This window comes from Mesorhizobium sp. BHscii (assembly GCF_053848065.1).
In genome coordinates this window covers 50,283-62,504 of the sequence record NZ_JBSPKW010000015.1, presented here as the reverse complement: position 1 = coordinate 62,504, position 12,222 = coordinate 50,283, and the positions used below count along the sequence as shown (strand labels likewise).

Annotated in this window: 11 protein-coding genes; 5 read left to right on the top strand and 6 right to left on the bottom strand. The window is 63.4% G+C overall.

Features of this window, described 5'->3' with window-relative positions:
- Positions 1-29: 29 nt before the first annotated feature.
- The 3 genes from lysA to argH form a co-directional block, all read right to left on the bottom strand.
- Positions 30-1,298 carry a diaminopimelate decarboxylase gene (lysA, locus tag ACWTU7_RS20595; RefSeq protein WP_455840000.1) on the bottom strand — a complete coding sequence of 423 codons (1,269 nt, stop codon included), beginning with the start codon at positions 1,296-1,298 and terminating at the stop codon, positions 30-32.
- A 51-nt stretch (positions 1,299-1,349) separates the two neighbouring features.
- Positions 1,350-1,556 (bottom strand): hypothetical protein, encoded by a 207-nt coding sequence (locus ACWTU7_RS20590; RefSeq protein ID WP_029348597.1) that lies wholly within the window; start codon positions 1,554-1,556, stop codon positions 1,350-1,352.
- A 228-nt stretch (positions 1,557-1,784) separates the two neighbouring features.
- Positions 1,785-3,185, bottom strand: a complete 1,401-nt coding sequence (gene argH / locus ACWTU7_RS20585) for an argininosuccinate lyase (RefSeq protein WP_455839999.1) — start codon at positions 3,183-3,185, stop codon at positions 1,785-1,787.
- Positions 3,186-3,220: 35 nt separating this feature from the next.
- On the opposite strand from argH, the gene tlpA reads away from it, so the two are divergent.
- From tlpA to ACWTU7_RS20560, 5 genes are all read left to right on the top strand, one after another.
- Positions 3,221-3,907 carry a thiol:disulfide interchange protein TlpA gene (gene tlpA, locus ACWTU7_RS20580; RefSeq protein ID WP_455839998.1) on the top strand — a complete coding sequence of 229 codons (687 nt, stop codon included), beginning with the start codon at positions 3,221-3,223 and terminating at the stop codon, positions 3,905-3,907.
- A 215-nt stretch (positions 3,908-4,122) separates the two neighbouring features.
- Positions 4,123-5,433: a sn-glycerol-3-phosphate ABC transporter substrate-binding protein UgpB gene (gene ugpB, locus ACWTU7_RS20575; protein WP_455839997.1), complete on the top strand. Its 1,311-nt coding sequence runs from the start codon at positions 4,123-4,125 to the stop codon at positions 5,431-5,433.
- Positions 5,434-5,514: 81 nt separating this feature from the next.
- Entirely contained in the window at positions 5,515-6,399 is an 885-nt protein-coding gene (gene ugpA, locus ACWTU7_RS20570) for a sn-glycerol-3-phosphate ABC transporter permease UgpA (RefSeq protein WP_029348593.1), read from the top strand.
- 8 nt (positions 6,400-6,407) lie between these two features.
- Positions 6,408-7,256: a sn-glycerol-3-phosphate ABC transporter permease UgpE gene (ugpE, locus tag ACWTU7_RS20565; RefSeq protein ID WP_095493408.1), complete on the top strand. Its 849-nt coding sequence runs from the start codon at positions 6,408-6,410 to the stop codon at positions 7,254-7,256.
- A gap of 7 nt (positions 7,257-7,263) precedes the next feature.
- Positions 7,264-8,331: a sn-glycerol-3-phosphate import ATP-binding protein UgpC gene (locus tag ACWTU7_RS20560; RefSeq protein ID WP_455839996.1), complete on the top strand. Its 1,068-nt coding sequence runs from the start codon at positions 7,264-7,266 to the stop codon at positions 8,329-8,331.
- A 47-nt stretch (positions 8,332-8,378) separates the two neighbouring features.
- On the opposite strand, the gene ACWTU7_RS20555 is transcribed toward ACWTU7_RS20560, so the two are convergent.
- The 3 genes from ACWTU7_RS20555 to ACWTU7_RS20545 all read right to left on the bottom strand — a co-directional run bounded on the left by ACWTU7_RS20555 (position 8,379) and on the right by ACWTU7_RS20545 (position 12,218).
- On the bottom strand, positions 8,379-9,452 hold the full coding sequence (locus ACWTU7_RS20555) for an ABC transporter ATP-binding protein (RefSeq protein ID WP_455839995.1): 1,074 nt from the start codon (positions 9,450-9,452) through the stop codon (positions 8,379-8,381).
- The gene (locus ACWTU7_RS20550) at positions 9,449-11,035 is read right to left on the bottom strand and encodes an ABC transporter permease (RefSeq protein ID WP_455839994.1); all 1,587 of its coding nucleotides are present in this window, start codon (positions 11,033-11,035) and stop codon (positions 9,449-9,451) included. The genes ACWTU7_RS20555 and ACWTU7_RS20550 overlap by 4 nt, the downstream gene beginning before the upstream one ends.
- 175 nt (positions 11,036-11,210) lie before the next feature.
- Positions 11,211-12,218, bottom strand: coding sequence for an iron ABC transporter substrate-binding protein (locus tag ACWTU7_RS20545; RefSeq protein ID WP_455839993.1), 1,008 nt, complete (start codon positions 12,216-12,218; stop codon positions 11,211-11,213).
- Positions 12,219-12,222 lie beyond the last annotated feature (4 nt).

The window sequence follows — 12,222 nt, the reverse complement described above, 5'->3', positions numbered from 1 at the left end:
CCGGTTCCCACTTTTTCGGGATCATGGGTCTATTCCAGCCAGTCGGGCAGCGAATCCAGTCCGATCAGCGCATCATAGGTCTGGCGCGGGCGCACCACGTGGAAACGATCGCGGTCGACCAGCACTTCGGGCACCAACAGGCGGGTGTTGTAGGTGCCGGCCTGCACCGCGCCGTAGGCGCCGGCAGTGGCGACGGCGATCAGGTCGCCGGCCTTCAGCCGGGGCAGGTCGCGGTCGAGGCCGAGATAATCGCCGGTCTCGCAGACTGGGCCGACCACGTCGACCGTGATGCGCGGCGCCGCAGCCGGCTGCTGCACCACCGGCTTGATGTCATGGAAGGCGTCGTAGAGCGTCGGCCGGATCAGATCGTTCATCGCGGCATCGACGACCAGGAAGTTCTTGGCGTCGCCCTCCTTCGCGAAGATCACTTGCGAGACAAGAATGCCGGCATTGCCGACGATCAGCCGGCCCGGCTCGAACATCACCTTCAATCCCAGCTTGGTGACGTGATTTCTGACGATCTGGGCATAAGCGTCCGGCAAGGGGGGTGGGCTGTTGTCGACGCGGTAGGGAATGCCGAGGCCACCGCCGAGATCGATGTGCTCGATGGCGTGCCCGTCGGCACGCAGCACGACGACCAGCTCCACCAGCAGCGCGAAGGCGTCGTCGAAGGGCTGCAATTCGGTGATCTGGCTGCCGATATGGGTGTCGATGCCGGTGACCTTTATGCCAGGCAGTTCAGCTGCGCGGGCATAGACCTGGCGTGCCTTCTGCCAGGGAATGCCGAACTTGTTCTCGGCCTTGCCGGTGGAGATCTTCTTGTGGGTCTTGGCGTCGACATCGGGATTGATGCGCAGCGAGATCGCAGCCACTTTTCCCAGTGCCGTGGCGCGGGCCGACAGCAATTCAAGTTCCGGTTCGGATTCGACGTTGAAGCACAGAATGCCGGCCGAGAGCGCAACATCCATTTCGCGCGCGGTCTTGCCGACGCCCGAAAACAGGATCTTGTTGGCCGGAATGCCAGCGGCCAGGGCGCGGCGCAATTCGCCTTCCGAGACCACGTCGGCGCCGGCGCCGAGCTTGGCCAGGATCTTTAGCACCGCCTGGTTGGAATTCGCCTTCATGGCGTAGCAGACCAGCGCGTCGAGCCCGGCAAAGGCCTGCGCAAACACGCGGAAATGCCTGGTCAGCGTCGCCGTCGAATAGCAATAGAACGGCGTGCCGACGCTTGCGGCGATATCTGATATCGCCACGTCCTCGGCATGCAGCACGCCGTCGCGGTAGTCGAAATGGTTCACAGCAGTGGTTCCGGATGTTGAAGCCGATAGGATCGGCCGATCTCATCGGCTCTAGATCAGCGGGTCGAGAATGAACTTCTTGTCCTTGACCGGTTTTTCCGGCTCCGGCGGCACGGGCTGCTCGGCCTTTTGTGCGTCCTTGCGCGCCTGCACGGCCGCCTCATAGGGCGTGTCGAGGCCGGCTTTCCTGCCGCAGGCCGTTACGGTTGCCAGCGCCACCAGCAGCGTCAGCGTCACCAAAATCCTGCTTGCGGTCATCGATCCATCCGTCTGAAACTTTCGCCCGCCGCTTTTAGCCGAGTTTTGCTGGCATTGCACCTAGTGTGGTGGATTAGAAGTTCCTGTCATTGATGGCATTCGCGTCAAGGAACTTCAAATCCAAAACCACACTAGAATTCATCAATTAACTCGTGCGGCTTTTGAATCCGAAATTCGCTCGCCGCGCTGCTCCAGCGTGATGCGAATTTCGGATTCGCCGCACGAGCATCACGCCTTGGCGATGTGCTTTTTCCAGTATCGGATCTGCTTCCTCACCTCCGACGGCGCGGTGCCGCCGAAGCTCGTGCGGCTCTTCACCGAATTCTGTACGGCAAGCACCGAAAACACGTCCGCCGTGATGTCGGGGTGAATGGACTGCAAGTTTTCCAGCGGCAGCCTGTCGAGCCCGATTTTCTTCTCCTCGGCCAGCGCCACCGCGCGGCCGGTGACGTGGTGCGCCTCGCGGAACGGCAGGCCGAGCGTGCGCACCAGCCAGTCGGCAAGGTCGGTCGCGGTCGAATAGCCTGACCCGGCGGCCTTCTTCATGGCGGCCGCGTTCACCGTCATGTCGCGCACCATGCCGGTCATCGCCGCCAGCATCAGATCGAGCGTCTCGGCGGCGTCGAACACGGATTCCTTGTCCTCCTGCATGTCCTTGCCGTAGGTCAGCGGCATGCCCTTCATCACCGTCAGCAGGCCGACCAGATGGCCGGTGACGCGGCCGGTCTTGCCGCGCACCAGCTCGGCGGCGTCGGGGTTCTTCTTCTGCGGCATGATCGAGGAGCCGGTGGAGAATGAGTCCGACAGCCTGACGAAGCCGAATTGCGGCGTCGACCAGATGATGATCTCTTCGGCCAGCCGCGACAGATGCGTCGCGCAGATCGCCGCCAGCCCCAAGAATTCCAGTGCGAAATCGCGGTCCGAAACGCTGTCCAGCGAGTTGCGCATCGGTTCGCGGAAGCCGAGCGCCTTGGCCGTCTGGTGCCGGTCGATCGGAAAGCTTGTGCCGGCAAGGGCGGCCGCACCGAGCGGGCTTTCGTCCATCCGTTCGATGGCGTCGCGGACACGCGACAGGTCGCGCGAAAACATCTCGACATAGGCCATGCAGTGGTGGCCGAAGGTCACCGGCTGCGCCGCCTGCATGTGGGTGAAGCCCGGCATCACCGTCGCCGCATGCTCCTCGGCCCGTTCCAGGAACGCCGTGATCAGGCCCTTCAGCGCCTCGGCGACGCGAAAGCATTCGTCTTTGACCCACAGCCTGAGATCGACCGCTACCTGGTCGTTGCGGGAGCGGGCGGTATGCAGGCGGCCGGCGGCCGGGCCGATCAGCTCGGCAAGGCGGGCCTCGACATTCATGTGGATGTCTTCCAGCCTGGTCGAGAACTCGAACGTGCCGGCTTCGATCTCTGCCAGGATCGTGTTCAGCCCGTGAGCGATTTTTTCTTGATCGGCCGTCGAAATAATGCCCGTCTGCGCCAGCATCTCGCTATGGGCGATCGAGCCTCTGATATCCTGCGCATAGAGTTTGCGGTCGAACGAGATCGACGCGTTGATCGCTTCCATGATCGCGGCCGGACCCGAGGCAAAACGTCCGCCCCACATCTGGTTGCTGGCCTTCTTGTCGCTCATCGCTATAACCCGTGCTCCGGAGCAGTTTTTAGAAAATGGCAGACGGCAATCGATTTTTCCCGGCCCCGCGCCTCATCCTCGCCGCTTTGGTGGCGGGCGTGCTTGCGGGCGCGGTCGCGGTATATGTCAGCGAGAGCGGTTCTGGCAACAACGCGCCCGCGCCAGTCGCCGTTGGCGACAGCACGGACGATGTCGCCTGCGCCGCCAAGGCCGACCGCGCCAAGACGGTCGCGGCGGCTGCCACCGGCCAAGTGGCAGCACTTTTGCCGGCTGATCCGCCGCAATCGCTGAAGGGCCTTGCCTTCAACGACCCTGGCGGCAAGCCGATGACGCTCGCCGACCATGCCGGCAAGACGTTGCTGCTCAATCTGTGGGCGACATGGTGCGCACCCTGCCGCGCCGAAATGCCGGCGCTCGACGCGCTGCAAAAAGAAATGGGCAGCGACGCCTTCGAGGTCGTCGCGGTCAACGTCGATGTCGGCGACGACGCCAAGCCGAAGAAGTTCCTCGAGGAAACCGGCGTCAAGGCGCTCGGCTACTACCGCGATTCGACGATGGCGCTGTTCAACGATCTCAAGACGCGCGGCCTGGCGCTCGGCCTGCCGGTCACCATGCTGATCGACGGCGAAGGCTGCCTGATCGCTCATATGAACGGCCCGGCCGAATGGTCGGGACCGGACGCCAAGCGGCTGGTCGTGACAGCGCTCGGAAAGTCGGACTAGGCGCCAGCGATTTGTTGCCGGTCTTCGTCGCCTTGTTCGAGCCGTAAGCCGGCTTGGCAATCCCTTTCCATCAGCTCTCATTCGCAAGCGTGCACCACTTTGCGTGGAGATCGAGTTCATCGATCCGCAACAAAACCGTTGTCCAATTGTCACGAGCGGCACATATTGCCATTGCGAGAGTGCCCTTTCGCCAATGACAAAACGGGAGATGAAACATGAAGTTCTTCGGCTTCGCGGCCGGTGTCGCCGCCACCTTGACGCTGCTTTCCACCACTTCCGCTTTCGCCGTCACGCAGATCAGCTGGTGGCACGCCATGACCGGCGCCAACGCCGAAGTCGTCGACAAGATCTCCAAGGATTTCAACGCCAGCCAGAGCGACTATGAGCTGGTTCCGGTGTTCAAGGGCACCTATCCCGAGACGCTGAATGCCGGCATCGCTGCCTTCCGCGCCGGACAGGCGCCCGATATTCTCCAGGTGTTCGATGTCGGCACCGGCGTGATGATGGCGGCCGAGGGTGCGATCAAGCCGGTGGCCGAGGTGATGACCGGTGCCGGGATGACCTTCGACAAGAGCCAGTATCTGCCCGGCATCGTCGGCTATTATTCGAAGCCGGACGGCACCATGCTGTCCTTCCCCTACAACTCCTCCTCGCCGATCCTCTATTACAACAAGGACATCTTCCAGAAGGCGGGTCTCGATGTGAACAACCCGCCCAAGACCTGGAATGAAGTGTGGGAAGCTGCCAAGAAGATCAAGGCGAGCGGCGCCGCCTCATGCGGCTACACCTCGACCTGGCTGACCTGGATCCATCTCGAGAACTTTGCGGCGTGGAATGACGTGCCCTGGGCCACCCAGCAAAACGGCCTGGCCGGCGGTGATGTCGAGCTCAAGATCAATGCGCCGATTTTCGTCAACCACTTCCAGGCGCTCACAGACCTCGCCAAGGACGGCACCTTCAAATATGGCGGGCGCACCTCCGAAGCCAAGCAGATCTTCCTGGCCGGCGAATGCGGCATCTTCACCGAATCGTCGGGCGGCCTCGGCGACATCGTCAAGTCCGGCATGAACTATGGCATCGGCCAGCTTCCCTACGACGCCGACGCCAAGGGCGCACCGCAGAACACCACGCCGGGCGGCGCCAGCCTGTGGGTCTTCGGCAACAAGTCGGACGAGCAATACAAGGGCGTCGCGACCTTCTTCGCCTATCTGTCCAAGACCGATGTGCAGGAATATCTGCACCAGAAGTCGGGATACCTGCCGGTGACGCTCGCCGCCTACGAGGCGACCAAGAAATCAGGCTTCTATGACAAAAACCCCGGCCGCGAGACACCCATCCTGCAGATGACGGGCAAGGCGCCGACCGATAACTCGAAGGGCGTGCGCCTGCCGAATCTGCCGCAGGTGCGCGATATCCAGAACGAGGAGTTCGAGAAGATGCTGGCCGGCCAGCAAACCGCTCAGCAGGCGCTCGACAATGCGGTCACGCGCGGCAACGCCGCGATCGAGGAAGCGCTCGAGAACTGACGAGATTATCTCGGTCGATCGATTGGAATATCGCCCACGCGAGCTCGCGTGGGCGATTCCTGGATAGCGAGGGAAATCAGCCTGTCTCCACGCATCGTCTTTCCCAACAAGATCCTGCCCTACCTGCTGGTGGCGCCACAACTCGCCATAACACTGGTTTTCTTCTACTGGCCGGCCGGTCAGGCGCTTTACCAGTCGATGCTCAGGCAAGACCCGTTCGGGCTGAGGACCAGGTTCGTCTGGTTCGCCAATTTCCGCAAGGTGCTGGCCGATCCGGCCTACCTCAACTCGATCCACGTCACCGTGGTGTTTTCGCTTGCGACCGCGATCGTTGCGATGGGCGTGGCGCTTTTGCTTGCGGTCATGGCCGAGAAGGCCGTGCGCGGCAAAGGCCTGTACCGCACATTGTTGATATGGCCCTATGCCGTGGCGCCGGCGATTGCCGGCATGCTGTGGCTGTTTCTGTTCAATCCTTCGATCGGCTCGTTGGCATATTTGCTGAGAAGCCTCGGCATCGCATGGGACCCGCTCCTCAACGGCACCCACGCCATGATCCTGCTGGTGTCGGCGGCTGCCTGGAAGCAGATCAGCTACAATTTCCTGTTCTTCGTCGCCGGCCTGCAGGCGGTGCCGAAAACGCTGATCGAGGCGGCGGCGATGGATGGCGCCGGCGAGACCAAGCGCTTCTGGACTATCGTCTTCCCGCTGCTTGCGCCGACGACCTTTTTCCTGCTGGTCGTCAACACTGTCTATGCGCTGTTCGACACGTTCGGCATCGTTCATGCCGTCACCGGCGGCGGGCCGGGCAAGACGACCGAGACGCTGGTCTACAAGGTCTACAATGACGGCTTCGTCAATCTGATCCTGGGTGACTCGGCGGCGCAGTCGGTCATCCTGATGGCCATCGTCATTGCGCTCACCGCCATCCAGTTCCGCTACGTGGAACGCAAAGTCCATTACGGTTGAGGGCAGCGATGATCGGCCAGTCCCCGCTCCGCACCTTCATCGCCCATGCCGTGCTCATCCTTGGCATATTGATCGTGGCTTTTCCGATCTACTACACTTTCGTTGCCTCGACCCACACGCTGCAAACCATCCTCAGGCCGCCGCTGCCGCTCTTGCCCGGCGGCCAGCTCTGGAACAATTACAGCGAGGCGCTGTTCGGCGGTATTGGCCGCATCGGCGGTGTAAGCGTCGGCCAACTGCTCCTCAACACCACGGTCATGGCGCTCGGCGTTGCGGTGGGAAAGATCTTCATCTCGATCCTGTCGGCCTATGCGATCGTGTTCTTCCGCTTTCCCTTGCGCATGACCTTCTTCTGGCTGATCTTCATCACCTTGATGCTTCCCGTTGAGGTGCGCATCCTGCCGACCTACAAGGTTATGGTCGACCTCGGCATGATCGACACCTACGCCGGCCTGATCATCCCGCTGATTGCCTCCGCCACTGCGACGCTGCTGTTCCGCCAGTTCTTCATGACCATACCGGGCGAATTGGTCGAGGCGGCGCGTGTCGATGGTGCCGGGCCATGGCGGTTCTTCTTCGATATCCTCTTGCCACTGTCGCGCACTAACATCGCGGCGCTTTTCGTGATCCTCTTCATCTACGGCTGGACGCAGTACCTTTGGCCGCTGCTCGTCACCAACAGCAACGATATGAACACCATCGTCATCGCGCTGAGGAAGATGGTTTCCTTCGCCGATGCCGATACCGAATGGCACCTGGTCATGGTCACGGCGATGCTGGCCATCGTGCCGCCGATCCTGGTGGTCGTGCTGATGCAACGCTGGTTCGTGCGCGGCCTGGTCGAATCCGAAAAGTGAGAAGCCGATGGCGACCGTCGATCTGAAGGACGTGAAGAAGGTCTATCCCGGCGGCGTCGAAGCCGTGAAGGGGGTCTCCATCGCCATTCCCGACAGGGAGCTTTGTGTTCTGGTCGGCCCCTCCGGCTGCGGCAAGTCCACGCTGCTGAGGATGATCGCTGGGTTGGAGACCATTTCTGCCGGTACGGTCGCCATCGACGGCAAGGTGGTCAACGCCATTGGCCCGACCGAGCGCGACATCGCCATGGTGTTCCAGAACTACGCGCTTTATCCGCATATGAAGGTCTACGACAACATGGCCTATGGCCTGCGCAACCGCGGCACGCCGAAGGACGAGATCGACAGCAGGGTGCGTTCGACCGCCAAGGTGCTGGAGCTTTCGGCGCTGCTCGACCGGCGCCCGCGCGAGCTTTCCGGCGGCCAGCGCCAGCGTGTCGCCATGGGCCGCGCCATCGTGCGCAACCCGAAAGTCTTCCTGTTCGACGAGCCGCTCAGCAATCTCGATGCCAAACTGCGCGGCCAGATGCGGGTCGAGATCAAGAATTTGCAGCGCACGCTCGGCGTCACCTCGGTCTATGTCACCCACGACCAGCTGGAGGCGATGACGCTGGCCGACATCCTTGTTGTCATGAACGCCGGACTGGTCGAGCAAACGGGCGCGCCGCTCGACGTCTACGAGAAGCCAGCCTCGATCTTCGTCGCTTCCTTCATCGGCGCGCCACCGATGAATCTTCTGGCGCTCACCGGAAGTTCCTCAGGCCCGGTATTGGCTGACGGGACGGCGATCGGCTTTGCGGCTCGCGAAACACCAGCCGTGACACTGGGTTTTCGTCCGGAAGATGCCGACGTGACCTTCAATGCGGAGGCGCTGGCCGGTGCGCTCGTCCTGCCGGCGACAGTCAAGGCAGTCGAACCGGTCGGTGCCGAAAGCTTTCTTCACTGCGCCGCAGGCGGTAGCCGTATCGTCGTGCGCGTCTCAGGGCGCGCCGCCGCAAAGCCTGGTGACCAGTTGCGTGTCGTGGCCAAAGCCGAAAAGCTGCATTGGTTCGATCAGGCCGGAAAACGGGTCGATTGAAGCCAGCCTGTCGTCCTGGCCAGCGAACCGCGCGAGGCGCAGGCCGTTCAGGCAAACACATGCGCCTTGCCCGACACCGTCAGCCGGACGATCTCGCCAACCCCCGGTGTGTCCATGCCCGGCTTGCGCAGGATCAATGGCGTGTTGCCGATCGCGGCTGCGTCCGGCGGATCGGGACTGTTCAAGAGCCGCACCGCGATGGTGCACATCGAACCGGCGAATTCGGACTCCGTCACTTCGCCGAACAGCATGTCCGGCGTGCCCGACATGCCTTCGCGCGATGTCCGTTTCAACAGCACCTGTTCCGGCCGCAGCATGATGCGGACGATATCGCGCCGCTCGGTGCTGTCGACGGCGATGCGGCCGAGCGGCGAGTTGGCGAAGCCGTCCGCGATCTTGGCCGGCAGGATGATGGCATCGCCGAGGAATTCGGCGACCATCCTGTCCTTCGGTTTGAGGTAGAGTTCGTGCGGCGTGCCGATTTGCGAGAATTTTCCATCGCGCATCACCGCGACCTGGCTGGCAAAGGACAGCGCCTCGGCCTGGTCGTGCGTGACCAGGATCGTGGTGATACCGGCGGTCTCCAGAAGTTCGGCCACCGCCTTGCGCATCGAGGCGCGCAGCCCGGTGTCAAGCGCCGAGAACGGCTCGTCGAGCAGCATCAGCCGCGGCTTCATGGCCATGGCGCGGGCCAGCGCCACACGCTGCTGCTGGCCGCCGGAGAGCTCGTGCGGCCGCCGTTTCAGGATCGCCTTGTCGAGCCCGACGATATAGGCGAGCTCGACGATGCGCTTGTCCTCGTGATGTCGCATGCCGAAGCCGATATTGGCGGCGATGCTCAGATGCGGGAACAGGGCGCCGTCCTGCGCCACCACGCCGATGCCGCGCCGATAGGCGGGCACGGCGGCGCCGCCATTGGCCAGCACCTCGCCGTCAAGCACGATGCGGCCCTGGTCCGGCGCCTCAAAGCCGGCGATCAGCCGCAGCAAGGTCGTCTTGCCGCAGCCGGACGGCCCGACGATCGCGGTGCGGCTGCCGCCGGCCACGCTGAGATCGACACCGGCCAGTGCGGCCACCGGGCCGTAGTGCTTGTGCACATCGGTGAGTTCGAGGAAGCTCATCGTCCGGCCATCCGCTTCGACTGGACATAAAGCAGCCAGGTCAGCGGCAGCGAGATCGCCACCATGATGAGGGCGTAAGGTGCGGCGGACGCATAGTCGATCTCGCCGCTGTGGGCCCAGAACGCCAACGCCAGCGTGCGGGTGCCGTTGGGCGCCAGCATCTGCGTTGCGGTCAATTCGTTCATGATGCCGAGCGCCACCAGCGCCATGCCTGCCGCGGCACCCGGCGCCGACAGGCGGATCGTCGTCGACCACAGCGCCTTGAGCGGTGACCGGCCGAGACTGGCGGCGGCAAGTTCGAGCTCGACCGGCGCCTGCGCGATCGACGCCCGCAGGCTGATCAGGGCGCGCGGCAGGAACATCAGCGCATAGGCAACGAGGATCGTGAACAGGGTCTGGTAGAGCGGCAGAGCGATGCGCACGGTGATGGTGACCAGCGCCAGCGCTACGACGACGCCGGGCAACGATCCGACGATGTAGTTGCAACCCTCCAGAAGACGCTGCAGCGGTCCCGGCGCGCGGATTGAGATCCAGGCCATCGGCATGGCGGCGATGGTGGCGAGCAGGGCGCCGGCCAGCGCCAGGAACAGGGTCTGGCCGAGCGCAAGGCCGATCTCATCGAGGCGCCAGACATCGGCACCGCCGGCTACGAGCCAGCGGCCGATGGTGACGAACGGCACGCCCAGCGCCAGCAGAGTGGTGACGACCGGCAGCAGCAGGCACGGGAGCGTGGCGCGGGCGAGCCTTGTGCGTTGCTGCTGGCGCGCGGCGCCCGAGCCGACGCGGGCATAACGCTCCTCGCCGCGCACGAGCACTTCGATCCCGAGCAGCACGAAACAGCATGTCACCAGCACCGCAGCCAGCATGTTGGCGGCGGGGCCATTGAAGGTCGACTGGAACTGGTCGACGATCGCCGTGGTGAAGGTGTCGAAGCGGATGAACACGTAAAGGCCGTATTCGGCCAGGAGATGCAGGCCGACCAGTAGAGAGCCACCGCAGATGGCGAGCCTGAGCTGCGGCAGCACCACCCGCCGGAACACGCGCCACGGCCCGAGGCCGACAGCTGCCGCGGCATCTTCGAGAGCAGGATCGAGCCGGCGCAAAGCTGCCGCCACCGGCAGATAGAGGAACGGGAAATAGGCGACGACGGAAACCAGAACGCCGGCCCACAGGCCATGCAGTCCCGGCACCAGGGTGATCCAGGCATAGCTGTGGACGAAGGCGGGGATGGCGAGCGGCGCCACCGACAGCCAGGCCCACAGGCGGGCACCGGGAAGATCGCTGCGTTCGGTCAGCCAGGCCAGCGCCACCGAGAGCACGATGCAGATCGGTACCGCGAGCATCACCAAAAGCAGGGTGTTGACCAGCAGCTCGCCGACGCGCGGCCGGAAGACCAGTGCCGATACGGTCTCCCAGCCGGTCTGCACGGCAATCCAGATGATGAAGGCGAGCGGCAGCAGGGAGAAAAGTGAGATCAGGATGGCGGCAAGCGAAATCCAGGATATCGGCCGCCGGCGCGTCCATTGCCCAGCAACCATGCCGGTCGGCAGGCCCGAGCGTGCAAGGTCGGCCGCAGACTGCATCAGCTCAGGCGCCGTGCCGCTGCCGCCCGATGGCGGAAACGGTCGAAGGGCCGCAAACGCGGCCAGAAACGCAGCTTGTCGTCATGGACGAATGCCACCTCGAAAAACAGAGCGCTCCTGCGGAAGCGAATTCCCGCAGGAGCGCAGTCGGTTGCCCTTTTAGGACGAACGCCGACTAAAGCAAGCCGGCTGCCGTCATCAAATCGGTCACCTTCTTGGAGTTCAGCGTCGTCGCGTCGACCTTCGGCGCCTGCAGTTCGGCCAGCGGCACCAGCGCCGGATTGGAATCCGCGCCCTTGCCGACCGCGTATTCGAAGGAATTGCCGGTCTTCAGCACATCCTGACCACCCTTGCCGGTCACCCATTTCAGGAAGGCCTGGGCTTCCTTCGGGTGCTTGCTGGAGGCCAGCACGCCACCACCGGAAACCGAGACGAACGCGCCCGGATCCTGGTTCTTGAAATAGTGAAGCCCGATGTTCTTGCTGTTCTCACCGGTCTTGGCCTGGTCGCCGTAGTAGTAATAGTGATAGATCACGCCGCCGTCGACCTCGCCGGCATTGACCGCCTTCATCACCGTGCTGTTGCCTTTGTAGGCGGTGAAGTTCTCTTTCATCGCCTTCAGCCAGCCGGCCGTTGCGGCCTCACCCTTGAGCTGCAAAACCGCGCTGACGATCGCCTGGAAATCGGCGCCGGACGGCGAAGCGGCCCAGCGTCCCTTCCAGCTCGGATCGGCGAGATCAAGCAGCGACTTGGGCAGCTGTTCGGCGGTCAGCTTGGTTTTGTTGTAAACAAAGACGGTGCTGCGCGCGGCGATGCCCACCCATTTGCCGCTGGACGGCTGGTACTCCTGCGGAATCTGGGCCAGCGTCTCGGCATCGACCGGCGCTAACAGGCCGGCGGATTCGACCAGCACCATGGCGGGGGAGTTTTCCGTCAGGAACACGTCGGCCGGCGACGCGGCGCCTTCGGCGACGATCTGGTTGGAGAAATCGCTGTCACCGCCGTGGCGAACGGTGACCTTGATGCCGGTTTCCTTGGTGAAACCTTCAACCCAGGCGTCGGTCAGGCTTTCATGCTGGGCATTGTAGACGACGATGCCGCCGTCCTGGGCCATTGCCGGGCCGACGATCAGGCTGATTGCAAGTGCCGCGGCACCGGCAAGGGCGGAAAGAGCATATTTCATGGAC

What these genes read in the sequence shown, in the direction of transcription:
- ACWTU7_RS20590 (WP_029348597.1), bottom strand. Translation starts at nt 1,556, where the DNA reads ATGACCGCAAGCAGGATTTTGGTGACGCTGACGCTGCTGGTGGCGCTG.
- argH (WP_455839999.1), bottom strand. Translation starts at nt 3,185, where the DNA reads ATGAGCGACAAGAAGGCCAGCAACCAGATGTGGGGCGGACGTTTTGCC.
- tlpA (WP_455839998.1), top strand. Translation starts at nt 3,221, where the DNA reads ATGGCAGACGGCAATCGATTTTTCCCGGCCCCGCGCCTCATCCTCGCC.
- ugpB (WP_455839997.1), top strand. Translation starts at nt 4,123, where the DNA reads ATGAAGTTCTTCGGCTTCGCGGCCGGTGTCGCCGCCACCTTGACGCTG.
- ugpE (WP_095493408.1), top strand. Translation starts at nt 6,408, where the DNA reads ATGATCGGCCAGTCCCCGCTCCGCACCTTCATCGCCCATGCCGTGCTC.
- ACWTU7_RS20560 (WP_455839996.1), top strand. Translation starts at nt 7,264, where the DNA reads ATGGCGACCGTCGATCTGAAGGACGTGAAGAAGGTCTATCCCGGCGGC.
- ACWTU7_RS20555 (WP_455839995.1), bottom strand. Translation starts at nt 9,452, where the DNA reads ATGAGCTTCCTCGAACTCACCGATGTGCACAAGCACTACGGCCCGGTG.
- ACWTU7_RS20550 (WP_455839994.1), bottom strand. Translation starts at nt 11,035, where the DNA reads ATGCAGTCTGCGGCCGACCTTGCACGCTCGGGCCTGCCGACCGGCATG.
- ACWTU7_RS20545 (WP_455839993.1), bottom strand. Translation starts at nt 12,218, where the DNA reads ATGAAATATGCTCTTTCCGCCCTTGCCGGTGCCGCGGCACTTGCAATC.